Origin of the sequence: Thiothrix unzii (assembly GCF_017901175.1) — a bacterium.
In the GTDB taxonomy this organism is placed as follows: Bacteria; Pseudomonadota; Gammaproteobacteria; order Thiotrichales; family Thiotrichaceae; genus Thiothrix; species Thiothrix unzii.
In genome coordinates, this window is sequence record NZ_CP072793.1 from 3,283,419 (window position 1) to 3,308,481 (window position 25,063).

The 25,063-nt window shown below is 54.0% G+C and carries 19 protein-coding genes; 10 read left to right on the forward strand and 9 right to left on the reverse strand.

The features are described from left to right. Positions 1-238 precede the first annotated feature (238 nt). The 7 genes from J9260_RS16415 to hisA are packed head-to-tail and all read right to left on the reverse strand — an operon-like array spanning position 239 to position 4,544. The gene (locus J9260_RS16415) at positions 239-1,075 is read right to left on the reverse strand and encodes a CvfB family protein (RefSeq protein WP_210218788.1); all 837 of its coding nucleotides are present in this window, start codon (positions 1,073-1,075) and stop codon (positions 239-241) included. Positions 1,076-1,095: 20 nt separating this feature from the next. Then, entirely contained in the window at positions 1,096-2,142 is a 1,047-nt protein-coding gene (gene tatC / locus J9260_RS16420; protein WP_210218789.1) for a twin-arginine translocase subunit TatC, read from the reverse strand. After that, positions 2,123-2,413, reverse strand: a complete 291-nt coding sequence (tatB, locus tag J9260_RS16425) for a Sec-independent protein translocase protein TatB (protein ID WP_210218790.1) — start codon at positions 2,411-2,413, stop codon at positions 2,123-2,125. Before tatB ends, tatC begins: the two co-directional genes overlap by 20 nt. 15 nt (positions 2,414-2,428) lie before the next feature. After that, complete coding sequence (gene tatA, locus J9260_RS16430; RefSeq protein ID WP_210218791.1) at positions 2,429-2,683, reverse strand: twin-arginine translocase TatA/TatE family subunit; 255 nt, start codon at positions 2,681-2,683, stop codon at positions 2,429-2,431. 19 nt (positions 2,684-2,702) lie between these two features. Then, complete coding sequence (locus tag J9260_RS16435) at positions 2,703-3,026, reverse strand: phosphoribosyl-ATP diphosphatase (RefSeq protein ID WP_210218792.1); 324 nt, start codon at positions 3,024-3,026, stop codon at positions 2,703-2,705. Between the two features lie 7 nt (positions 3,027-3,033). Then, on the reverse strand, positions 3,034-3,807 hold the full coding sequence (hisF, locus tag J9260_RS16440) for an imidazole glycerol phosphate synthase subunit HisF (RefSeq protein ID WP_210218793.1): 774 nt from the start codon (positions 3,805-3,807) through the stop codon (positions 3,034-3,036). Positions 3,808-3,809: 2 nt separating this feature from the next. Then, positions 3,810-4,544 (reverse strand): 1-(5-phosphoribosyl)-5-[(5-phosphoribosylamino)methylideneamino]imidazole-4-carboxamide isomerase, encoded by a 735-nt coding sequence (gene hisA / locus J9260_RS16445; RefSeq protein ID WP_210218794.1) that lies wholly within the window; start codon positions 4,542-4,544, stop codon positions 3,810-3,812. A gap of 221 nt (positions 4,545-4,765) precedes the next feature. On the opposite strand from hisA, the gene tkt reads away from it, so the two are divergent. The 10 genes from tkt (at position 4,766) to J9260_RS16495 (ending at position 16,925) form a co-directional block, all read left to right on the forward strand. After that, positions 4,766-6,763 (forward strand): transketolase, encoded by a 1,998-nt coding sequence (tkt, locus tag J9260_RS16450; protein WP_207250445.1) that lies wholly within the window; start codon positions 4,766-4,768, stop codon positions 6,761-6,763. 78 nt (positions 6,764-6,841) lie between these two features. Continuing rightward, positions 6,842-7,846, forward strand: a complete 1,005-nt coding sequence (gene gap / locus J9260_RS16455) for a type I glyceraldehyde-3-phosphate dehydrogenase (protein ID WP_210218795.1) — start codon at positions 6,842-6,844, stop codon at positions 7,844-7,846. Positions 7,847-7,953: 107 nt separating this feature from the next. Further along, entirely contained in the window at positions 7,954-9,135 is a 1,182-nt protein-coding gene (locus tag J9260_RS16460) for a phosphoglycerate kinase (RefSeq protein ID WP_210218796.1), read from the forward strand. Between the two features lie 109 nt (positions 9,136-9,244). Next, positions 9,245-10,687 carry a pyruvate kinase gene (pyk, locus tag J9260_RS16465; RefSeq protein WP_210218797.1) on the forward strand — a complete coding sequence of 481 codons (1,443 nt, stop codon included), beginning with the start codon at positions 9,245-9,247 and terminating at the stop codon, positions 10,685-10,687. A 44-nt stretch (positions 10,688-10,731) separates the two neighbouring features. Continuing rightward, a complete protein-coding gene (gene fba, locus J9260_RS16470) occupies positions 10,732-11,796 on the forward strand; it encodes a class II fructose-bisphosphate aldolase (protein WP_210218798.1) in 1,065 nt (354 codons plus the stop codon). 170 nt (positions 11,797-11,966) lie between these two features. Next, a complete protein-coding gene (locus tag J9260_RS16475) occupies positions 11,967-13,721 on the forward strand; it encodes an NADH-ubiquinone oxidoreductase-F iron-sulfur binding region domain-containing protein (protein ID WP_210218799.1) in 1,755 nt (584 codons plus the stop codon). Next, entirely contained in the window at positions 13,718-14,449 is a 732-nt protein-coding gene (locus J9260_RS16480; RefSeq protein ID WP_210218800.1) for a 2Fe-2S iron-sulfur cluster-binding protein, read from the forward strand. The genes J9260_RS16475 and J9260_RS16480 overlap by 4 nt, the downstream gene beginning before the upstream one ends. Further along, complete coding sequence (locus tag J9260_RS16485) at positions 14,442-14,978, forward strand: NADH-quinone oxidoreductase subunit B family protein (protein ID WP_210218801.1); 537 nt, start codon at positions 14,442-14,444, stop codon at positions 14,976-14,978. The genes J9260_RS16480 and J9260_RS16485 overlap by 8 nt, the downstream gene beginning before the upstream one ends. Positions 14,979-14,988: 10 nt before the next feature. Further along, positions 14,989-16,458 (forward strand): Ni/Fe hydrogenase subunit alpha, encoded by a 1,470-nt coding sequence (locus tag J9260_RS16490; protein ID WP_210218802.1) that lies wholly within the window; start codon positions 14,989-14,991, stop codon positions 16,456-16,458. Next, positions 16,455-16,925 carry a hydrogenase maturation protease gene (locus J9260_RS16495; RefSeq protein WP_246499495.1) on the forward strand — a complete coding sequence of 157 codons (471 nt, stop codon included), beginning with the start codon at positions 16,455-16,457 and terminating at the stop codon, positions 16,923-16,925. The genes J9260_RS16490 and J9260_RS16495 overlap by 4 nt, the downstream gene beginning before the upstream one ends. On the opposite strand, the gene pbpC is transcribed toward J9260_RS16495, so the two are convergent. Together pbpC and J9260_RS16505 are read right to left on the reverse strand one after the other, a co-directional pair. Continuing rightward, on the reverse strand, positions 16,912-19,239 hold the full coding sequence (pbpC, locus tag J9260_RS16500; RefSeq protein ID WP_210218804.1) for a penicillin-binding protein 1C: 2,328 nt from the start codon (positions 19,237-19,239) through the stop codon (positions 16,912-16,914). The two genes, J9260_RS16495 and pbpC, sit on opposite strands and share 14 nt — an antisense overlap. Positions 19,240-19,355: 116 nt before the next feature. Beyond that, positions 19,356-24,992 carry an alpha-2-macroglobulin family protein gene (locus tag J9260_RS16505; RefSeq protein WP_210218805.1) on the reverse strand — a complete coding sequence of 1,879 codons (5,637 nt, stop codon included), beginning with the start codon at positions 24,990-24,992 and terminating at the stop codon, positions 19,356-19,358. Positions 24,993-25,063: the final 71 nt, after the last annotated feature.

Genomic DNA, 25,063 nt, shown 5'->3' on the forward strand with positions numbered 1-25,063 from the left:
TAGCGTAGGGTTGCTTGGCTGTTTTTTATAAGTCTATATTTATCAAAAGGTTAATTTGTTTTCTGAGGTTGGCATGGGGGTTGCAATATGTCTCTCAGTCAGAACAGCTTAACAGCAAAATAGAATTTATCAGCAAGCCCCAAGAAGCAGAGAGCAGGCTTAAACATCAATAATAACAAGATGCCTGACCATGTTTCGACTCCTCTAACCCCCGTGTCACAGCGGGGGTATTTATCTTTTAGATACCCGTCAAACGAATACCGTCTTTAGCAATAACAATCAGTTGTTGTTTGTACAGCAAGCCAATCGCGCGTTTGAAATGCGCCTTGCTTACCTGAAATTCTTGGTAAATCGCTTCGGGTGAGCTTTTATCCGTGAAGTTAGAACTGCCGCCGCGTGCGCGTAAATGCTCAAGAATTTTCGTGGCCACAGCATCGTGTGCTACCGCGCTGGGTAATTGCAGCATTAAATCGATTTTGTAATCAGTACGTACCGCTTTAATGTAACCCTTCAGGCGTTGTCCCACACTCAGCGGTTGAAACACCTCATTGGCATACAATAAGCCTAAGTGCGTGTTATTAATCACCGCTTTAAAGCCCAGCTCGGTGCGTTCGTAAATCAGCAAATCCACTGCCTGGCGTGGGCTAAAATCGCTGCCGATTTCATTGAGAAATAATTCCAGCCGCGAAGAACCAATAATGCTTTCGCTGGGCGCATCAACATGGACGTACACCACATAAGATTGCCCGACTTGCATCGGCTGCGCTTGCTCACGGCGTGGAACCAGCAAATCTTTCGGCAAACCCCAGTCTAAAAACGCGCCAAAACGGTTGGTATCGACCACTTTTAGGCTGACACACTCGCCGACTTGCGCTTTTGGGGTTTCGGTAGTGGCGATTAAGCGGTCTTCCGAATCCAGATAAACGAACACTTTCAGCCAACTGTCAATTTGACAGTCGGTTGGTACGTAACGTTTAGGTAGCAGAATTTCGCCGTAATTCGCGCCGTCGAGGTAAACGCCAAAGCTGGTTGTTTTCACCACCCGCAGCAGGTTGTTTCTGCCTAATTTTAACATGCTAAACGCCTTATCAGTGGTTACTCCCCTTTGGACGGGTCTTCAGCTTCTTTGCGGAATTTGTCTTCAAGCCGCTTGAACTCTTCATCCATGCGTTCCAGTTCCGCTTCCATTTCTGCCTCGGTCAAGGGGCGAAATTCCTCGTGATCGGTGGACTGCACATCGACTGTTTCTTCGTAAGTGTACTGCGTATCTTCCCACGTTGCGGCTGCCGCGCCTGCTGCTGCGGTTGTTGCAACAACGCCAGTGGCGGTGATGGCGGGCACATCATTAGCTATTGTCTGCGCCTCATACGCCGTTTTTTCGGCTTGGAAGCGTGAAAAATGTTTACTAAAGACGCGACTTAATAACAAACCCAGTTCAAACAACAACCAGATAGGCACAGCCATTAACACTTGTGATACTACATCCGGCGGTGTTAAAAACATCGCAATGACAAATGCCCCGACAATGATGTACGGACGTGCCTTGATTAACGTTTCAACACTAACCACGCCCATGCTAATCAGCAGAATAGTGGCAACTGGCGTTTCAAAGCTCAGGCCAAACGCCAGAAACATGGCAACGGTAAAATCCAGATAAGCAGCAATATCGGGTGTCGGGGTGACGTTGCTTGGTGCAAAAGCCACCGCAGCCTTAGAGATCATGGGGATCACTAGGTAATAGGCAAAAGCCATGCCCGCGTAAAATAATCCCACGCTAGACAACAACAGGGGCGTTACTAAGCGTTTTTCATGTTGGTATAAACCGGGAGCGATAAACCCCCAAATTTGATAAAAGGTATACGGCAACGTCACAATAAACGCCACCATCAGTGCTAGTTTAAACGGAATCAAAAACGGTGACGCTACCCCGATAGCAATCAATTTCTCGCCTTCGGGTAAATGGCGTATCAGCGGATCGGATAACCAGTTGTATAGATCTTGAACGAAGGGGGATAGCAGAATGAAAACGGCGACAATCGCAATGACTATACGTAATAGACGGTCACGCAATTCAAACAAATGTTCTAAAACCGCCTTAAAACCTGCATCCTGAGCGGAATTATCACTGCTGGGGTTTGTCATGCTGCTCTAATTCCTTGCGTACCGAGTCGGTCTTTTCTTGCATCATGATCCGCAAATTGCGCATTTCCTCTTCCTGTCGGAATAGCATTTCACGTAAATCTTCGGTATGCAGCTCGCGCTCAACACTGGCGCGTGTATTGGCAACGAAACGCCGGACTTTACCAATCCATCGCCCAATGGTGCGTGCTACGGTCGGCAAACGTTCGGGGCCGATTACCAATAAGGCAACGACACCGATGAGGAGCATTTCGAGAAAACTGCTTTCAAACATGGTTTAGGCTGCGCTTTAGACCTTATCCTTTTCCTTGGCTTCCGAATCAATGACTCGACCTTGTGGGATGGGCTGTGCTGGTGGCTGTTGGTCAACTTTCTGCACAGCAACATCTTTTTGTGTTTCGGCATCATCGCCGTCTTTGACTGCTTTTCTGAAATTCTTGAAGGCTTCGCCTAAATCGCCGCCCATATTGCGTAATTTTTTGGTGCCAAACAGCAGAATGACAATGACTAAGACGAGGATCAATTGTAGTGGGCTAAAATGCATGGTTGCTTATCCTTCCAATTTAGGAGTGTCGATTGGCTTTTTCTACCAGACCTGACATGCCGAAACGTCGCGCGAGTTCATTGAGCACGTCGTCGGGGTGCAGGTTCTGCTGCGCCAGTAATACCAGTGTATGAAACCACAAATCCGCGACTTCATACACTATTTTATCTTTGTCACCGTCTTTCGCTGCCATGACGGTTTCGGTGGCTTCTTCACCGACTTTTTTTAGGATGCTATCCAAGCCATTGGCGTAGAGTTTAGCAACATAAGAGCTATCAGCCGGAGCTTGTTTGCGGCTTTCCAGCACTTCAGCGAGTTGGTTGAGTACGGTATCGTGTTTCATTACGCGATTATAACCTCATTTCAATGCCTTGGGCTGCCATATAGCGTTTGGCATCACCCACGGTGTATTCACCAAAGTGGAAAATACTCGCGGCAAGTACTGCATCCGCCCCGCCTTTGAGTACGCCATCGGCTAAATGTTGCAAATTACCCACCCCGCCGGAAGCGATCAGCGGAATACCCACACGGTCAGTAATTGCACGGGTTAAGCCGAGGTCAAAACCGACTTTTGTGCCATCGCGATCCATGCTCGTGACCAGCAATTCACCCGCGCCGTATTGCGCCATTTTTTCTGCCCATGCCACCGCATCAATACCGGTACGGTTGCGCCCGCCGTGGGTGAATACTTCCCAACGATCCGGTTCGCCCGGTTCATTGACGCGCTTGGCATCAATCGCCACTACAATGCATTGCGACCCAAAATAGTCGGTGCATTCACGTACCAAATCGGGGTTGGTAATCGCAGCGGTGTTAATCCCGACTTTATCCGCACCGGCATTCAACATGCGGCGCACGTCTTCGGGTTTGCGGATACCGCCGCCGACGGTGAGCGGAATGAACACTTGCGAGGCCACGGCTTCCACCATGTGGATGATAGTATCGCGGTTGTCAGAACTGGCGGTGATGTCGAGGAAGGTGATTTCGTCCGCGCCTTCGCGGTTGTAACGGGCGGCGATTTCCACCGGGTCGCCCGCATCACGGATGTCAACGAAGTTCACGCCTTTGACGACACGACCGTTGTTCACGTCAAGGCAGGGAATAATGCGTTTGGCGAGTCCCATAATTATTTCACCGAATCGACGTATTGTTGCGCGGCTGCCAGATCAATTGTGCCTTCGTAGATCGACCGACCGAGGATTGCGCCCATAATGCCTTGGTCTTCCACCGCGCACAGGGCTTTAATGTCATCCATATTGGTCACGCCACCGGAGGCGACGACGGGAATCTTGATGCTGGCGGCAAGTTTCGCGGTTTCTTCCACGTTCACGCCTTTCATCATGCCATCGCGGGCAATGTCGGTGTAAACAATCGCGCTGACACCGGCTTGCTCAAACTGCTTGGCAAGTTCAATCGCGGAAACTGAAGACACTTCCGCCCAGCCGTCGGTGGCGACCATGCCGTTTTTCGCATCAATCCCAACGATAATGTGACCGGGGAATTGCTGGCACAGGTCGATAACGAATTGCGGTTCTTGCACCGCTTTTGTGCCGATTATGCAATATTGCACACCCGCTTCCAGATACGCCGCTACGGTGGCTGCATCGCGGATACCGCCGCCGATTTGCACCGGAACATTCGGGAAACGTGCTGCGACCGCGCGAACCACGTCGCCATTCACGGGCTTGCCTGCAAATGCACCGTTCAAATCGACCAAGTGCAGACGGCGTGCGCCCGCATCCACCCAACGTTGGGCAACATCGACGGGGTTGCTGGCAAACACAGTGGTGTCATCCATACGGCCTTGGCGCAGGCGCACACATTGGCCGTCTTTCAAATCAATCGCGGGGATCAGCAGCATGGTTCAATCCTTGGTTGTGAAGCGTGAATGCTACCGCAAAATAACCAAAGCGTCAGGCTTTATAGCCCATTACTCACCCAAACGATACAGTTTATCTATCCAACAAGGGAGAGTTGCCCCTGAGGGGGAAGTCCGACACAATACAAAGCTTTATACTGCCTGAATAATAAATACTCACAAGGCACTGCTGATCCAAACTTGAAACTACAGGAGACCCGTCAATGACTACACGCCGTGAGCTGGCTAACGCAATCCGCGTCTTGGCTATGGATGCCGTACAAAAAGCAAATTCCGGTCATCCGGGCGCACCGATGGGCATGGCAGACATTGCCGAAGTCCTCTACAACGATTTCATGTCCCATAATCCACAGAATCCTACTTGGGCAAACCGTGACCGTTTCGTCATGTCCAACGGTCATGGCTCAATGCTGCCATACTCCGTGCTGCACCTGACTGGCTACGACCTGAGCATGGACGACCTGAAAGCGTTCCGCCAATTGCATTCCAAAACCCCAGGCCACCCTGAGTACGGTTATGCACCGGGCGTTGAAACCACCACAGGCCCACTCGGTCAAGGTATCACCAACGCTGTCGGTATGGCATTAGCTGAAAAAATCCTCGCCGCGCAATTCAATAAGCCGGGTCACACCATTGTTGACCATTACAGCTACGTGTTCTTGGGCGATGGCTGCTTGATGGAAGGTATTTCCCATGAAGCATGTTCTTTCGCAGGCACAATGGGCTTGGGCAAACTAATTTGCTTCTACGACGACAACAATATCTCTATCGACGGCGAAGTCGATGGCTGGTTCACCGACAACACCCCTAAGCGTTTTGAAGCTTACGGCTGGCACGTGCTGAGCGTTGACGGTCACGATGCTGACGCGATCAAAGCAGCAACTGAAGCAGCGAAAGCAGAAACCGGTAAGCCTTCGATGATTTGCTGCAAAACCACCATCGGTTTTGGTTCACCGAACAAAGCAGGTTCACACGATTGCCACGGCGCACCACTGGGTGACGCTGAAATCGCGCTGACTCGCCAAGCATTGGGTTGGACTAACGCTGAACCGTTTGCGATTCCTGACAATGTTTACGCAGGTTGGGATGCGAAAGCGAAGGGTGCTGCGGCTGAAGAAGCATGGAACGGCACGTTTGCAGCTTATGCAGCGGCTTACCCAGCAGAAGCGGCTGAATTCAAACGTCGTATGGCTGGCGAATTGCCTGCTAACTGGGCTGAAGCATCTGCGGCAGCGATCGCGGCGATTGATGCAAAAGCTGAATCACCTGCAACGCGCGTGGCTTCCAAAAATGCACTGGATGCGTTTGCACCATTGTTACCGGAATTCCTCGGCGGCTCGGCTGACCTGACACCTTCCAACAACACTTTCAACAAGTCCAGCAAGCACATCAGTGCAGGCCACGGCAAAGCGCAAGATTTCAGCGGCAACTACCTGTCTTATGGTGTGCGTGAATTCGGTATGAGCGCGATCATGAACGGTATGGCATTGCACGGCGGCTTGCTGCCTTACGGTGCTACCTTCCTGATGTTCTCCGAATACGCGCGTAATGCCCTGCGTATGGCGGCGTTGATGAAGATTCAAAGCATCTTTGTTTACACTCACGACTCCATCGGTCTGGGCGAAGACGGCCCTACCCATCAGCCAGTTGAGCAAATCCCAACGCTGCGCATGATCCCGCGTATGTCCGTTTGGCGTGCATGTGACGCGGTAGAAACTGCTGTTTCTTGGAAACATGCGATTGAATACAAAGGCCCTAGCACCTTGATTTTCTCGCGCCAAAATCTGAAACATCAAGTACGTGATGCGGCGACGATTGCTAACATCGCTAAAGGCGGCTACGTGTTGAAAGACACCGACGGCACACCGGACGTGATCGTGATTGCTACCGGTTCTGAAGTCGAATTGGCAATGCAAGCAGCGGCGAAATCTGACAAGAAAGTGCGCGTGGTTTCCATGCCTTCTTGCGATGTATTCGATGCACAAGATGCGGCGTACAAAGAATCCGTATTGCCTGCCGCAGTCACTGCCCGCGTTGCAGTCGAAGCAGCCATCGGTGACGCTTGGTACAAGTACGTGGGTCTGAACGGCAAGGTCATTTGCATGACTACGTTCGGCGAATCTGCACCGGCGGATCAGTTGTTCAAGCAGTTTGGTTTCACTGTTGACAACGTTCTGAACGCTATCAATAGCGTTGCGTAAGCAAAATGACACCCGGCGGCTTTTCTGAGGAGGGAAGTCGCCAACTATTTTATCTGGTTAATTTTCGAGGAGTTCTTCATGACAATTAAAGTTGGTATCAATGGTTTTGGCCGTATCGGTCGTATGGCTTTCCGCGCTATTGCAAAAGATTTCCCCGGTATCGAAGTAGTGGGCATCAATGACCTGCTCGCACCTGATTATCTGGCATACATGCTGAAGTATGACTCCGTACACGGTCGTTTCGGTGGTGACGTTGCGGTTGAAGGCAGCAACTTGGTCGTAAACGGCAAAACAGTACGTCTGACTGCTGAACGCGATCCTGCTAACCTGAAGTGGAGCGACATCGGCGTAGACATCGTGCTGGAATGCACTGGTTTCTTCCTCGACGACGCTGGCTGCCAAAAGCACATCGAAGCGGGCGCGAAGAAAGTGGTTATGTCTGCACCTTCCAAAGACACTACCCCAATGTTCGTTTACGGCGTAAACCACACGACTTACGCAGGTCAAGCGATCATTTCTGCGGCATCTTGCACCACTAACTGCTTGGCTCCAGTAGCAAAAGTTCTGAACGACAAGTGGGGCATCAAGCGTGGTCTGATGACTACCGTTCATGCTGCAACTGCTACCCAGAAAACTGTTGACGGCCCTTCCATGAAAGACTGGCGCGGCGGTCGTGGTATTTTGGAAAACATCATTCCATCTTCTACAGGTGCTGCAAAAGCGGTTGGCGTTGTTCTGCCAGAGCTGAAAGGCAAGCTGACTGGTATGGCATTCCGCGTGCCTACGTCTGACGTTTCCGTAGTTGACCTGACTGTTGAGCTGAACAATGCAGCGACTTACGCTGAAATCTGTGCAGCGATGAAAGACGCAGCTACCACTGGCGACATGAGCAAGACGTTGGGCTACACCGACGAGAAAGTGGTTTCCACTGACTTCCGTGGCGTTGGCTTCTCTTCCATTTTCGATGCTGAAGCGGGTATCGCGCTGGATGGCACATTCGTGAAAGTCGTGGCTTGGTACGACAACGAATACGGCTACACCGCGAACATGCTGCGCTTTGTTGAGCACGTCGCAGCGAACTAAGGTTCAAGAGGTGGGCGGGGAATCCCTCGCCCTCTTTCCCAGATCCGTCACATAAATCACCCCGCGCTTTATTTGACTGATTTGATTTCTGCAAGGAGTTCCACCACATGGCTTTCATCAAAATGACCGATCTGGATCTGAAGGGCAAACGTGTTCTGATCCGTTCCGACCTGAACGTTCCTGTCAAAGACGGCAAAGTAACTTCCGACGCACGTATTACTGCTTCAATGGCGACTATCAAGTTCGCAATGGATGCGGGTGCAAAAGTCATGGTGACTTCTCACTTGGGTCGTCCGACCGAAGGCGAGTGGTCTGAAGCCGTTTCCCTGAAACCGGTTGCTGACAATATTGCAGCGCGTTTGGGTTCAGACGTGCGCTTGATCAAGGATTGGGTTGACGGTGGTTTTGACGTGGCTGACGGCGAATTGGTCGTGTTGGAAAACTGCCGCGTTAACAAAGGCGAAAAGAAAAACGTTGAAGAAACCGCCAAGAAATACGCTGCCCTGTGTGATGTATTCGTGATGGATGCGTTTGGTACTGCGCACCGTGCTGAAGCATCAACTTACGGCGTAGGTATGTTTGCCCCAGTCGCAGCCGCTGGCATGTTGCTGACTGAAGAACTGCTGGCGTTGGACAAAGCATTGGCAAACCCGGCTCGCCCAATGGTGGCTATCGTTGGCGGCTCTAAAGTTTCCACCAAACTGACCGTCTTGGAAGCCTTGTCTAAGAAGTGCGAACAGTTGGTTGTCGGCGGTGGTATTGCGAATACTTTCCTGAAAGCCACAGGTCATAACGTCGGTAAGTCTTTGTGCGAAGACGATTTGGTTGACACCGCCAATGCGCTGATCACCAAAATGACCGCACGCGGCGCAATCATCCCCATCGCGGTTGATGTGGTTTGCGGCAAGAAATTCGACCCAGCCGAACCAGCCGTATTGAAAGACGCCAAAGACGTGGCTGACGACGACATGATTTTCGACATCGGCCCCAAGTCTGCGCAAGAACTGGTCGACATTATCATGAACGCTGGCACTGTCGTCTGGAACGGCCCGGTCGGTGTATTCGAGTTCGACCAATTCGGCGAAGGCACGAAAGCGATTTCAATGGCAATGGCGGAAACCAAAGCCTTCACCTTGGCAGGCGGCGGCGACACCATCGCAGCGATCCAGAAGTACGACATTTACGACAAAATTTCCTACATCTCCACAGCGGGCGGTGCTTTCCTCGAATACCTCGAAGGCAAAGTCCTCCCAGCGGTTGCCATGTTGGAAGAACGCGCTAAGGGTTAATGACCCTTCCGTAGGGGGTGAAAAATATTTCCCCCCTACAATCCCACACAAATGACATAAAACAAGCATAAACTAAGCACTTTACAGCACACAGTTAATAGGTAATCCATTGAGAAGGACAAAAATTGTAGCGACTATGGGGCCTGCTACCGATACGCCGGAGGCGATTGAAGCCATTATCCGGGCTGGCGTGAACGTGGTGCGAATGAATTTTTCGCACGGCACGCACGCAGAACACGCGGCACGTGCGGCTTTGGTGCGTGAGTTAGCGCATAAAGCAGGGCGTATCGTCGGTATTCTCGGCGATCTGCAAGGGCCTAAATTACGTATTTCACGTTTCAAAGACGGCAAAATTACCCTGAAATCGGGTGATGCCTTCATTTTGGATGCGGATCTTGCCAGCGATGCCGGAACCCAAGAGCGCGTTGGCCTCGGTTACAAAGAGTTGGTCAATGACGTGAGTGCCGGAGACGAACTCTGGTTGGATGACGGGCGCATTGTGTTGGAAATCGTCGAAGTGCGGGGACAGGAAATCCATACTCGTGCCATCAACGGCGGTATTCTCTCCAATAACAAAGGCTTGAATCGGCGCGGCGGTGGCTTGAGTGCCGAAGCCTTGACCGATAAAGACAAGGAAGACATTGCGGCTGCTGCCAGCATTGGGGTGGATTTCTTGGCAGTGTCATTCCCGCGTTCGGCTGACGACATTCACGAAGCCCGGCGTTTGGCACTGGAAGCCGGTTGCAAAGCCGCGATCGTTGCCAAAATGGAACGTGCGGAAACGATGGAACCCACCATTCGTGATGAAATCATTCTCGCATCCGACGTGATTATGATTGCTCGCGGCGACTTGGGCGTGGAAATCGGCGATGCGAAGTTGCCACAGGCGCAAAAATGCCTGATCAGCCGTGCACGTAGCCTGAATCGTGCAGTGATTACTGCTACGCAAATGATGGAAACCATGACCGACAACCCGATCCCGACGCGGGCGGAAGTCTTCGACGTGGCAAACGCGGTCATGGATGGCACGGATGCAGTGATGCTATCCGGCGAAACCGCTACCGGCAAACATCCTGCGCTCGTGGTTAAAACGATGGCAGCGATTTGTAAGGAAGCGGAAAATTCCAACGAAACCCGCCGTTCCGGGCATCGCATGGAAAACCGTTTTGATCGCATCGACGAGGGTATCGCGATGGCGACTATGTACACCGCTAACCACATGGGTGTACGTGCGATTGCAGCACTGACCGAATCCGGTGCAACCCCGTTGTGGATGTCGCGGATTCGTTCCGGTATTCCGATTTACGCGCTGACCTCCAATGATGAAGCGGCGCGGCGGGTAAGCATGTATCGCGGGGTTTATCCGGTGAAATTGCATGAACCGATGAAAGACCCGAAAATAGCCAACCGTCAAGCGGTCGAGTTGATGATTGAAGAAGGCATCGTCGAAAACGGTGACTTAGTGATCATTACCAAAGGCGATCTGATGGGCACGAAGGGCGGCACCAATCAGATGAAAATCCTGCGGGTCGGTGAACACGAAAACGGCTAAAGCACACACGTTAACAGTTTAAACAACATTTCGAGGAGAACAACATGGCTTTGATTTCTTTGCGTCAATTACTGGATCACGCGGCTGAAAACAGCTACGGGATGCCAGCGTTCAACGTCAACAACATGGAGCAAATTCACGCCATCATGCAAGCGGCTGATGCGTGCAACTCCCCTGTTATCCTGCAAGGTTCTGCTGGTGCGCGTTCTTACGCAGGCGAACCGTTCCTGCGTCACTTGGTACTGGCTGCGGTTGAAATGTACCCGCACATCCCAGTGGTTATGCACCAAGACCACGGTTCTGAACCGGCAGTTTGCTTCCGTTCCATCCAGTCTGGCTTCTCATCTGTGATGATGGATGGCTCGTTGATGGCGGATGCGAAAACTCCATCCAGCTACGAATACAACGTTGAAACTACCCGTAAAGTGGTTGAGCTGGCTCATGCTTGCGGCGTTTCTGTTGAAGGCGAACTGGGTTGCTTGGGTTCACTCGAAACCGGCATGATGGGCGAAGAAGACGGTCACGGCGCAGAAGGTGTATTGGATCATTCCCAATTGCTGACTGACCCAGAAGAAGCGGCTGACTTCGTGCGCAAGACTGGCGTTGACGCGCTGGCGATTGCCATCGGTACGTCTCATGGTGCATACAAGTTCACCAAGAAGCCTACCGGCAACGTCTTGCGTATCGACCGTGTGAAAGAAATCCACGCTCGCATCCCGACCGTTCACTTGGTTATGCACGGCTCTTCTTCTGTTCCAGAAGATTGGCTCGAAATCATTAACAACTACGGCGGCGACATGGGCCAAACCTACGGCGTGCCGGTTTCTGAAATCGTTGAAGGCATCAAGCACGGCGTGCGTAAAGTTAACATCGACACTGACCTGCGTATGGCATCGACTGGTGCAATCCGTAAGCACCTGTTTGACAACAAGGCTAACTTTGACCCACGCAAATTCCTGAAAGAAGCAACCAAAGCGATGTCAGGCATCTGTAAAGACCGCTTTGAAGCGTTTGGTTGTGCCGGTCAAGCCAGCAAAATCAAACCAGTTTCACTGGAAGTCATGTTTAATGAATACAAAGCTGGCAAGCTCGACCCGAAAGTGTCGTAAACCAGCCAATGTAGAGACGCAAGATTTTGCGTCTCTACGGCAAGCGCGTAAAAAAAGGGAGCTTCGGCTCCCTTTTTGTTTTGCCCAGATTGCTTGAGTTAAGTCATACATTGGTTGCAGGGTGGCGTTACAATATCCATCTAGACACGCAATAAAACGAGTCATCTGCCATGCCAAAATCATTATCTTCTGGCGTAGGTCAGCAACCTCACGACCACTTATTACATCGCTTGCACGACTTGCAACGCCAATTCTTGCACATTCCTCCACGGGAAATCGCCCCACTCGCGGCGGAACTTGGGCTGCCCATCAGCCAAGTCGAAGCTGTCATTGATTTCTACAGCTTTTTCCACCGTAGCCCGCGCGGGCGCATTGATTTGCTCTTCAGCAATTGCACCAGTTGCGGCGATTTGTCGCTGATGCACACGTTATGCGATTTGCTGGGCGTTACCCCCGGCGTTACCCGTGCGGATGGTGCAGTTAGCATTGACGAAACTTCCTGTATGGGGATGTGCGATCAAGGTACGGCAGCCTTAGTGAACGGGCGCGTTCTGACCCAACTGACGGCACGACACTTGCCGTCGTTGGTGTCGCTGATCAATGCAGGTACACCGCTGGATGATTGGCCTGCGGAATGGTTTGTCGTGCAAGACAATATCCGTCAGGCGGGTTTATTGCTCAGCAATAACGTGCCAATGGGTGCTGGTTTACGCGCTGCACTACAAGGCGGTGTGGAAAACTTGCTGGCTGAAATGACGCAATCCGGTTTGCGTGGACGTGGTGGGGCAGGCTTCAACACCAGTTTGAAATGGCAATTGTGCCGCGCAGTACCCGCTACACCCCGCTACCTGGTATGCAATGCGGATGAGGGCGAACCCGGTACGTTCAAAGATCGGGTTCTACTAAACAGTTATGCGGTACAAATGTTTGAAGGCATGGCGTTGTGTGCTTATGCCATCGGGGCGCAACACGGCTATTTGTATTTGCGCGGCGAATACCGTTACCTCTTGCCGCAACTCGAAGCGACGCTGACAAGCCTGCGTGAGGCTAACTTGCTGGGCGCAAACATCCTCGATCAGCAGGATTTCCATTTCGACATTAGCATTGTAATGGGTGCGGGCGCGTACATTTGCGGCGAAGAATCGGCGTTGCTCGAATCGTTGGAACAAAAGCGCGGTGTGCCACGGGTACGCCCGCCGTTTCCGGTGATGCACGGCTATTTGGGGCAGCCGACGGTAGTGGATAACGTGGAAACACTGGTTGCCGCGACACACATTGCTGTACATGGCGGGGAATGGTTCAAGGCGCATGGCACAGCGCAATCCGCAGGCAGCAAGGTGTTCAGCGTCAGTGGCGACTGCACTGCACCCGGTATTTACGAATACTCCTTTGGCATTAGCGTGCAAGATTTGCTGGAAGCCTGTGGAGGGCAAGACGCGCAAGCCGTACAAGTTGGCGGGCCTTCCGGTGCATTGATCGGGCGGGCGGAATTTGGGCGTAAGCTGGCGTTTGAAGACCTCGCCACCGGCGGCTCAATCATGATTTACGGCGCACAGCGCGATTTGCTGGCGGTGGTGCGCAATTTCACCCATTTCTTTGCCCACGAAAGCTGCGGTTTTTGCACGCCTTGCCGCGTAGGTACGCCGTTATTGCGTAAGTATATCGACAAGATTGCTTCAGGGCATGGCACACCTTACGACCAAGCCGAAATGGCACGGTTGGCAATGGTGGTGAAACGCCGTTCGCATTGCGGGCTGGGGCAAACCGCCGCCAATCCGCTGCTGGATTTGCTGGCAAAATTCCCGCAAGTCTACGCCGACCGCTTGCTGCATCAGGATTACGAGCCGTTCTTTAATCTGGATGCCGCCCTTGCCACTACCCGCGAGTTGACCCACCGCGATGATGCGGAGGCACATTTGTCATGAGTAATACCTTATTTATTGATGGGCAAGAAATCCCTTTCGCGCCCGGACAAACCATCATGGATGCTTCATTGGAAGCAGGCATCTACATCCCGCACCTGTGCCACAAACCGGGGCTGACCCCGCACGGCAGTTGCAAGCTGTGTACCGTGGAAGTGGACGGGCGCAGTGTTTCCGCCTGTACCTTGCCCGCTGCGGCTGGCATGAAAGTCGACAACAACACCCCCGCCTTGCAGGAAGTGCGCAAGACGCTGCTGCAAATGCTGTTCGTGGAAGGCAACCATTTATGCCCAACCTGTAGCAAAACCGGCGACTGCACCCTGCAAGCCCTCGGCTACCATTTCGGCATGTTGGACGGGCATTTCCCGCCGTTTTACCCGCGCCGTGAGGTGGATGCTTCCCACCCCGACCTGGTGCTGGATCGTGACCGTTGCGTGCTGTGCGAATTGTGCGTGCGTGCCAGCCGCGAACAGGACAGCAAAAACGTGTTCGCCATCAGCGGACGTGGTGCAAGTGCGCACATTATCGTCAACACCTCCAGCGGCAAACTGGGCGACAGCGATCTGACGCTGGACGATGCCGCCGCGCATATCTGCCCGGTCGGGGCAATCCTGCCGAAAAATCATGGCTGTGAAGTCCCGTTCGGGCGGCGCACCTTCGACCTGCATTCGGTTGCCGAGTCCGATGTTGCCCACGTTGGCCTACAAAAAACGGAGCATCACGATGAGTAAGATCCGTATTGCCACTACCTCACTGGCAGGCTGTTTCGGTTGCCACATGTCGTTTCTGGACATGGATGAGCGGCTGGTCGGCTTGCTGGAATACGTCGAGTTTGACCGCTCCCCCCTCACCGACATCAAGCATTGCCAGCCCTGCGACATTGGTCTGGTGGAAGGCGGCTTGTGTAATGCCGAAAACGTGCATGTGCTGCGCGAATTCCGCCAGCAGTGCAAAATCCTGATTGCGGTCGGTGCGTGCGCCATCAACGGCGGCGTTCCGGCGATGCGCAACCATTACACGGTGCAAGAATGTCTGGAAGAAGCCTATTTAAACGGCGTGGGGGTGGATAATCCGATGATTCCGTCTGACCCCGAATTGCCGCTGCTGCTGTCCAAGGTTCACCCCCTGCATGAAGTGGTGCGGGTGGATTACTACCTGCCGGGTTGCCCGCCACCGGGCGATGCGTTTTTCACCATCCTGAGCGACTTATTGGCGGGTAAAGAACCTTCCCTGCCGAAAGCCATGCTGCATTACGATTGAGGGTCTGGACATGGAACACACTGCAAGCAACACGCGCCGCATCGCCATTGACCCGGTATCGCGGGTGGAAGGGCACGGCAAGATCACCCTGCTGCTGGATGCCGACAATCATGTGCAGGAAGCGCGTTTACACATTGTCGAATTTCGCGGCTTTGAGAAATTCATCCAGGGTCGCCCTTACACCGAAGTGCCGTATTTTGTGCAACGGCTGTGCGGTATCTGCCCGGTGTCGCATCATCTAGCGGCGGCGAAAGCGGTAGACCAGATTGTCGGGGTGGATGAACTGACCCCAACCGCCACCAAGCTGCGCCGCCTGATCCATTTCGGGCAGGTGTTGCAATCGCACGCGCTGCATTTTTTCCACCTGTCCTCACCCGATTTCCTGTTCGGTTTCGGCTCGAATCTGGCGCACCGCAATATCGTCGGTGTGCTGGAAGATTACCCCGACATTGGCCTGAAAGGGGTGAAACTGCGCAAATACGGGCAGCAAGTCATCGCCGCGATTGCAGGTAAGCGTATCCACGGCGCGGCAGCGATTCCCGGTGGCATGAACAAAGCCTTGAGCGATGATGAACGCAAAGCCCTGCTGGTGGACATTGCCGATATTATCCGCTGGTCGCAGGATGCGGTCACACTCAATGAAACCATCCACCTACAACACCCGGAAAACCATGCTTTTGCTACCCTGTCGACCAACTATCTGGGCATGGTCGGGGCGCAGGGCGAACTGGAGTTGTACCACGGCGGTTTACGCGCCCGACGTGCCGATGGCAGCGATATTTTCGACCAGTTCGATTACCGCGATTACGGTTCCGCCATCCGCGAAGAAGTGCGCAACTGGTCGTACATGAAATTCCCTTACCTCACTGCGATTGGCAAGGACAATGGCTGGTATCGGGTCGGGCCACTGGCGCGGGTCAATCTGTGCGACAGCATTCCCACCCCGCTGGCGGAAGCGGCGCGGGTACGCTTCCGTGCCTTTGCGGATGGCGCGTATGTGCATGACACGTTGGCGTTCCACTGGGCGCGGATGATCGAAATGCTGCATTGCGCCGAAGCGATTCAGGAACTGCTCAACGACCCCGACATTACCGGGACGGATTTGGTGGTAACGGGCGAAAAACGGGCGCAAGGGATCGGTGTCATCGAAGCCCCTCGTGGCACGTTGTTCCATCACTATCAGGTCAATGAGCAAGGCTTGATTGAAAAAGCCAACCTGATTGTTTCCACTACCAGCAATAACCACGCCATGAATGAGTCGGTACGTTCGGTTGCCAACCACTATCTTGATGGGCAGGAAATCACCGAAGGCTTGCTCAACCATCTGGAAGTGGCGGTGCGGGCGTATGACCCTTGCCTGTCGTGTGCTACCCATGCGCTGGGCAAGATGCCGTTACAGGTGGAGCTGGTCAGTGCGACCGGGGAAGTTCTCAATCGCGTCAGCAAAAACATGGATGGTGTGGTCGAGTGTGCGCTGTGAGTGCGCTGTCCCCGATTCTACTGTTTGGCTACGGCAATCCGGGGTGTGGTGATGATGCCCTCGGCGTATTGTTGCTGGAAGCAATCGCCGCTCAAGGCTTGCCCGGTGTCGAATGCCAAACCGATATGCAGCTCCAAGTTGAGCACATTACCGACTTAGTAGGGCGCGAATACGTGCTGTTCATGGATGCGGACGTGAGCTGTGCTGCGCCGTATGTGGTGGAACAACTCACCGCGCGACAGGATAGCAGTTACACCAGTCATGCGCTGTCGCCTGCTGCGGTGCTTCATGCTTTCCGGCAAGTGTACGGGGTGGATACGCCGTCTGCATATTTGTTACACATACGCGGCTATGCGTTTGAATTGGGGGATGCGTTAACGGCGCAGGCAGCGGAGAATCTAGCGGCGGCACTGGCGTGGGTGCAGCATTTTGTGAGTCTTAGCGCGGCGAATGTTAATGAGCGGTGATTAACACCTCAAAGTCCGTTTGCACCCGATTCCCCGCTTCATCCACGACCACCAAACGGTGCTTGCCCGCTGCGGGTTGCACCGCTTGCTGATGAAACGTCTGCGTCGTGCCCAAGAACTGGTTATCTAAATGCCAGTACAGCAAGGTTTCGGGGTGCGTTGGTACAGCACGAAACACCGTTTCCCCCAGCTTGCCATCGAGTTCTCGCGGCAAATAAATCTGCGTATTGTCTTGCGGATACACCACGCTCAGGGCTTCCCCTTGCCCGCTATCACTGCCCTGACAATCCGCCCGCCACGGTGGTAACGGCTGGTAATCGGCATGAAATTGCTGGTAATAATCTGCCTGATCCGGTGGCAGCACAAACCAGTTACGGGTTTGCATGTTCGCTACCGCTTCGCACTCGCTGGTAACGCGCCATTGCCCGGTAGCGTCCAGATGAATGCGTTGGTGGTAAGGCGTAATCCGCGCAAAGTGGCTGCTCAACGGCACGGATACCGTCTTGGTATCACACGCGCCATTACTCAAGTAACCGTCATCGCGGCACACTTCCATCTCGCTCATTTGCCAATCTGGGCGTTGAAACCAGCCCCTATTCGCTGGCAACAAACTGAAGGTATTGAACAAAATCGGCGCGGCACTTTGCGTCCCAGTCAATCCCGCCCGCCCGACCCCATCGGCATTACCGACCCACACGCCCACAGTGTAATCCGGGGTAGTGCCTATCGCCCACGCATCGCGTTGCCCGTAACTCGTGCCAGTTTTCCACGCCACTTTGCGGCTGCTGCTGAATTTTTCCCAGTAACCGTCATCGCCGGGGCGGGCAACTTCCAGCAATGAATCCAGCGTCAGCCATGCGGTAGCTGTGGAAAGCGTGGCAATGCGGGGACTATTGGCAGGCTGGATTTGCAACATCCGTCCCTGTTGCCAGAAGGTTTGCTGGTGTTGCTGATCTTGCGCCGCACGGTTGGCAAGGTTGGCGTAAGCCACGCTCAAATCCCACAGAGAGGTTTCCGCCCCGCCCAAAATCAGGCTCAAGCCGTAATCCCGCGCCGAACGCTGCACATGGCTAAACCCCAGTTGGCGCAATTGCATCAAAAACGGCTCGACCCCGCGCACGCTGAGCATGTTCACCATTGGAATATTCAGCGACCGTGCCAAGGCTTCCCGCGCACTCACCGCGCCGTGGTAATGACGGTTGTAATTCTGAGGAGTAAAACCGCTGTAATTCACCGGCACATCCGCCACCAGCGAATCCGGCACAATCAGCCCTTGCTCAATCATGTCGGCAAACAGCAAGGGTTTGAGGGTACTGCCGCTACTGCGCGGACGCTGGATCATGTCAATCGCGTGGCCTTGCTCACGCCGTGTGTCCATTGGGCGATTACCGACATACGCTTTCACCGCAAAGGTACGATTATCCAGCACCAGAATCGCCAGATTTTGCACGCCTTCCAGTGCCAATTGTTCGCCGCTGCGTTGCGCCAGCGTATTGAGTTGCTGCTGCAAACCCGCATCCAGCGTGGTGCGAAAACGTTGTCCGTCGGGGTGTTGCGCCGCCAACGTATCCAGCAAATGTGGTGCAAGGCGGGGCAATAGATGCGGTGCTTCGGGCAAAGGTTCAGCAATAGCGAGATCGTATTCCAGCTTCGACAATACATTTTGGGCTAACAGCAAACCCAGTAAACGGTTACGTTTTGCCAGCAAACGTTCGCGGTTGCGTCCGGGGTGAATCAGGGCGGGGTTGTTGGGTAATACCGCCAGCATCGCGCTTTCTGCCCACGACAATTGTTCGGGGCTACGTGCAAAGTAACGCCATGCCGCCGCTTCCAAACCAACCACATTACCGCCAAACGGGGCGTGACTGGCGTAGCGTTTGAGAATGTCATCCTTGCTGTAACGGCTTTCCAAACGCCATGCCCGCAGCAGTTCCACCGCTTTTTCAGGCAAGGTACGCGGTGGATTGCCGCGTGAGAGGCGGATGACTTGCATACTCAAAGTGCTTGCACCGCTGACCACGCGCTGTTCACGCAGGTTGTCGTAAGTGGCGCGAGCAAGGGCGAGGAAGTCCACGCCGCTGTGTTGCCGGAAACGCTTGTCTTCAAACTGGATCAGTGCGGTGGCGAATTTTTCCGGCACGCTTTCGAGTTCGGGGAAACGCCATTGCCCATCGGCAGCAATGTGCGCACTGAGCAGCTTGCCGTCGCGGTCTAACAGCAAGTGCGAGTGGGTGGTGGCGAAGAGCGTGGGGGGAAGGCTGTAGAAGTACCACCAGAGGGCGAAGGTGATGAAGAGAAGAAGAATCCCCCCCATCCTAACCTTCCCCCGCAAGGGGGGAAGGAACAAGAGTCCCCCCCCTCTTTCATCTTCGCTCCCTTCACCCCTTGCGGGGGAAGGGTTGGGGATGGGGGGGATGACGGCTACGTCACTCAGGGCATCGCCCCCGGCGCAACCTTCATAATCTTCACCGCCAAACCCGCCGTCCGCGCCCGCACCGCAGGCTGGTACATCGCTTCACCGCTAATCGCCGGGAAGTAGAACTCGCCCAGGAACGCTGCATTGAGTTTGACGCTGACCGTTTTGGTTTCACCCGCTGCCAGATCGAAATAGCTCAACACACGATCATCGCGCACATCCTGATAGGTAATGCCAGCAGGCTTGTCCGCACTCGCCGTGCCGATTTCCATACCGGAAGGCAGCAAGGTGGACAGGGCGACGTGCTTGATTGCCGACGTACTGGGGTTGGTGACGGTGACATTCAGTGTGTAATCCTGTCCTTGCTGCAATGGCAAGGTGGATGTGCCAGTTGCCGCCGTGGTATCCCACACCGTGCTGCCTTGCTTGTCGAGCAAGGTTGCTTGCAAGTCGATGCCTTGCGCTTCCGCCTGTTCGTTACCTGCCGGAGCAGTGCCACGTTGGGTTACGCTGGCGTAGAGCTTGCGGTCGCCGTCATTGTGCAAGGCAAGCTGGAATGCTGCATCTTGCGCATTCAGCAATTGGCTGAGCAATGGTTGGGCGCTGTTCAGCGGTGTCGCCGTGCCTTGGTCGAGCGTGTATTGCACCGCCAGCGGTTGCTGACTGCTGCTGAGGTAATGCGCCACCGACAGCAATGCCCAACTCAGATCGTGGGTATTGTGGGCAGTGCCTGTACCCAGTTCAGCAGCGATTTGCTGCACCACCAGTTCCGCATCCTGCACCTTTTTCAGTGCCAGCAAGGTTTCCAGTTGCAAACCGAGTTGCCCCAGTTTTTGGCTGAAGGTTTGCTCGGACAGCGCGGTATTCAACTCAGTTGCCACCAAACCTTGCGTGGTTTGTTGCGCGGCTTCGGCTTGACCTGCCAGCAAATACCCGGCGGCGAGTAACCAGCGGGCTTGCGGATTGGCTTTGCCGGATTCGCGCAAACGGTTCATCGCACCCAACTGCGGTTTGCCTGCGACTGCCAGCACGTACAAGCGGTAGGCTTGGGTGGAACTGGTGTCTTCGCCGCTGCCTGCCGTCCAGTCTTGCGCCTGTTTTGCCTGATACGCTTGCCATGCGGTCAGCAAGCCGAGTGGTACGCTGTAGCCTTGCTTTTGCGCTTCGATCAGGAAATGTCCCGCGTAAATGCTGGCCCAATCGTTGGCTTCGGTCGAACCCGGCCAGTACATCAAATTGCCATTGCTGCTTTGGAAATCGCCCAGTTTGGTGATGGCGCGTTTGATGTGGTGTTCCACCTGTTTCTGGCGTTCAAGGTCAAGCTTGAGCAGTTTGGGTAAGTACAACTGCGGGAACACCGCCGAAGTGGTTTGCTCCAAACAGCCGTGCGGGTAGTTGACCAGATAATCCAGATGTTGTGCCAGATTCAGGTTGGGCAGGCTGGAAAGTTCCAGTGTGCTCTGGTTTGTACCCACCATGCCGTGCGGCGTGATGGTTTCTTTCCAGTCCGCTTTCGGTTCGAGCGTGGTGTTGACCGTGCGCAGGCTCGGTAAGTTTGGTGCTTGCACTTGCAGGTTTACCTCGTGGCTGCTGCTGAGTTTGCCGCTGGTGGCGGTAAATTTCAGCTTGCCCTGCATTGGCTTGTCGCCTGCTTTGAGGAACAGTGTCACGACCTTTTCACCCGCTTGGGTGAACGGCACGGTGAGTGTGGGACCAACGCTGGCAAATGCGCCATCCGCTTCCAGTTTCACCTCCACCGATTTCACGCTGGGATCGGATACGAACAGGGTCAACGGCACTTCGATGCGTTCGCCCACTTTCAGGGTACGCGGCAAGGATGACAGCAACATCAGCGGTTGGCGCACGAACACAGGCTGTTCAGCCTTGCCGTAAGCCAGACCATCGGAGGCAACCGCCATAATGCGTACCGCACCAAGGTAAGACGGCAGCTCAACACTGTGTTCCTTGGTTTGCCCGGCATCCAGATGGAACGCGCCTAAGAATTTGACGACAGGTGGGAAGCGTTTCGGCTTGTTGGCAGCATCGTCAATTTGTGCTTCGTCGCCACCACCGATGGCGAGAATGCGTTCCAGATTGCCGCTGTATGCGCCGATTACGCTGTCGAACAAGTCCCACGTTTTGATGCCAAGCGCTTCTTTGCGGTAGAAGGCTTTGTGCAAATCGGGGGCTTCAAAGCGGGTCAATCCCAGCAAGCCTTCATCCACCACGGCAAGGGTGTAATCCATGGCGCGACCGGATTGTTCGCTAATGCTAAACGTTGGGGTGCTTTCCGGTTGCCATTCTTCCGCCGCTTTCACGACAGGTTGCAACTTGGTTGCCGGGTCTTCCACTGTGAGCGGAATGATGCCGTACAAACGGATCGGACGGTCATTCTGCTTGTTCTGGTGCGCTTGCAACAAGGTCACGCTGACGTAGGCGTTCGGTGCCATATTCGCGGTAATCGGCAGCGGGATTTGGGTACGTTGCCCGTTAAAGTCGATCCAGCGTTGTTCCAGAATCTGGCTGCTGGTTTCGACCGTGAACAAGGCACGTCCGGCTTGCGCATCCGGCAATTGGATTTGCGCGGTTTCGCCGACCTGATAGCTGGTTTTGTCACTGCTGAAACGCAACATCGCGGCAGCACCGCTGCCATCTTCCTGCGCACGCCCTGCCCAGCCAGGCCAATCCACGTACAGCGTTTTACCGGTGCAATGCTTGCCCTGCAAATCACAAGCGCGGATTAAGTAACGCCCCCATTCCGGGTATTTGATCTGGAATTTCCACTCGCCCTTGCCGTTGGTGGTGCTGACGATGGATTGCTGCAATTTGCTGCTGTGGCTGGAATCGGCGTATTCAGCGAGTGAATCCGGGGTTTTGTCCCACCACCATTTCCACTCGATTTTGTAGAGGGTGACTTCGACTTGCGGCAAGGACACCTCCTGCCCATCCGCATTGAGGCTGCCGATGGAAACGGTGTGTTCAGTGTCGGTCAGCAACATGTCGCGTTCGGCATCGCCCTTGGGCAACTTGATACCGACATAATGCTCAAACGGGTGGTAGTCGATTTCCTGTTTGCTGATGCTGAAACCGCCGCCCTCTTCATGCACACGACTGGTAAACCACGCGCTTAACATGCCCGGTGCAGGCTTTTCCGGCTGGAAACCTTTGCTGAAGCGCAAATAGCCTTGCTCGTCCAGATAGCCTTCCAGCAATTGCTGTTCTTCGCTGTCCAGCTTGCGGGTCGGATCATCGAAGGCATAATCGGCAAAGCGGGTAAATTCGGTGGTTTTTTCGCGCAACTTAACGCTGACATCAGCTTTCAGCTTGCTCGCCGTGCCGCCGTGTAACCATTGCCCAAACAAGGTAGCTTCAGGTAAATCACGGTAGCCATGCAATGCGGTGACACCGTAATTCAGCTCCACTTTCAAGCGGTTGGGACGCACGGTTTCGATTTTCAGGGTTTTGTCGAAGGTGCTGCTGCCGAGTACCGCTTTCACCAACCAGTCACCCGTCGGGTCGCTTTCCGCCGTTTTCAGGGTGAAGGGGTAAAACGCGCCTGTGGGCTGTTTGTTGGTGACGGTTTGCTTGAGTTTGCCGGTCGGATCAAACAGTTGCACCGTAACCGGATGATTCGCGGGCAAGGTTTTGGCGCGGTCTTGCAATACGAACGTGAGGTGAATGTCATCGCCGGGACGCCATACGCCGCGTTCGCCATACAGCACGCCTTTCAAGCCTTTTTGCACGGTTTCGCCGCCGACATCGAACTGGCTGGTTTCGAGTGCATTCTCGCCATTGAGTTTGAGGTAAGCGCGGTCGTCTGCTTTTTCCGCTACCAGTAAAAACGGCGTGTTGGGGTCAGTGATTTCAGCAAAACCATCGCCATTGGTAGTGGCAGTGGTGAGCGTTTGCCCTTGGAAATTGCGTAAACTCAGGCTCACACCCGCAGCCGCTTGAGCTGTGCGCAAGTCGGTAGCGATAATGTGCAACTGCCCTTTGCCGTCTTGTTTGGCGATCAAACCCAGATTGCTGGCAACAAAATTATGCCCTGCTTTCACATCGTCACTGTGGTGAAAATAGCTGTCGGTGCAAGCATCTTCGCGCTTGTCCCAGTCGTAATCTTCGCTGGTGAGAGTGTATTCCTCAATGCCGTCCCAGCCGCTGGTTTCAGTGCCGTTGTCATCTTCAGCACTTGCCAACGGTTTATCGCTGACTTGCGGCGCGGGCGTTCCCGCAGGGCAAGGGAACAGCGAATGGCGGCGGTCAACCGACAGTTCTAAGCGATACAGCGTACCCGGTTTGGTTTTAAACAATTCGCTGGCATCAATGCTGTAACGGTTCCACTGGTTAGGATTAGCGGCAGTCAGCGGGATGGTTTTACGCCACACGTAACGTCCGACGCGCTCCAATTCGCGCTCACCATCCAAGCCGTTGACTTGCAGGAATTGCTCAACGTTTTCGGGGAATACTTCCATCGCGGTTAATTGCACCGCATTCACGCCACGCGCTTCCAGCGGAATGGTCATGTTTTGGCCTTCCGGTAAGATGCTGCCTTTACCAACAAAACGCACGGCGGGTTTGGGCGGCTCGAGGGTAATGGCTTGCTCAGTGCGTTCGGCGAGTGTGCCCAAGGTAGTGGTGGCGGCTTTGATACCAGCTTGCAGGATTAATTTATGTTCGCCCGCTTCGAGTTCGCCAGCGGGGTAAACCAACAGGCGACTGCCGACAATTTGCGTAGTCACTTCGCCGCTGCCCAGTTGCACCAAGCCTTTCAGGTCTTGCTGGGGGTCGAGTGCGTCGGAAAAGCTGATGCTGACGTGCGGTTTGCCTTCCGCATTGGCGTGCAGGGTATCAATGCGGGTAATGCTAAAGGTTTGCTGACTGGGTATTTTGAAATCGCGTGAACCGTTGCTATCCGTGTTTTGTGCGTTCAGGCTTTTGCCATCCCAGCTCAGGTGTAAATCCGTGCCAAAGGTTTCACGGGGAACATTCACTACCACAAAGCGGTGTTCTGTACCGTTGTCGTTGTGTTCCCAGCCGATGCTCAACGGTTTTTGTTGCGTACTGGCTTGCAGGATTTTTTCTACTGCGGCGGCTTCCACGTAATCAGCGGTGAAAACCTTGCCTTCCAATTGCATCTGGTTTGGCTGATCGGCTACCGGGTCTAGCCCCTGAATTTGAATATCCAATTCCATTGGTGCGGTTTTAAACGCAAATTCAACGGGTTGAGTGTCCGCCGGTATATTCAACAAGCCCGCTGGCTTGACGCTGACGGTGTAATTTTGCCCTGAAGCCAACGCAGCGTCAGGGACAAACACGATACTGCTGGCGGTGTCGAATTGCGCCTTGCCCGCCACACTGGGGGAAAACTTGAGGTAAGCGGTGGCATCACTGCCGATTTTATCATCGCTAATCACCGCTTGGCGAAAACCAATCGTCAACGGTTTGTTACGTCGTTGCACGCTGGGCGGGCGTTGGCTGAACAACTCGGTCAGTACGCGGGTACGCTCTTGCGCGGCGGCATCGGGTTTAGCGGTGGTAGTTTGCGCAGTGGTGGTGCTGGTGGCATCGTCACCACAACCTGTCAAAGTTGCACTGGCAGACAGCAGCAACAGGACAAGGAGGGCGCGAAACAGGGGTGGAAATATTGTCATCATAATCCCCGCAGTCTCATGGTTGGTTTTCAGTATCATTTTAGACCTGAATATTAACGCTTGTTCAACCT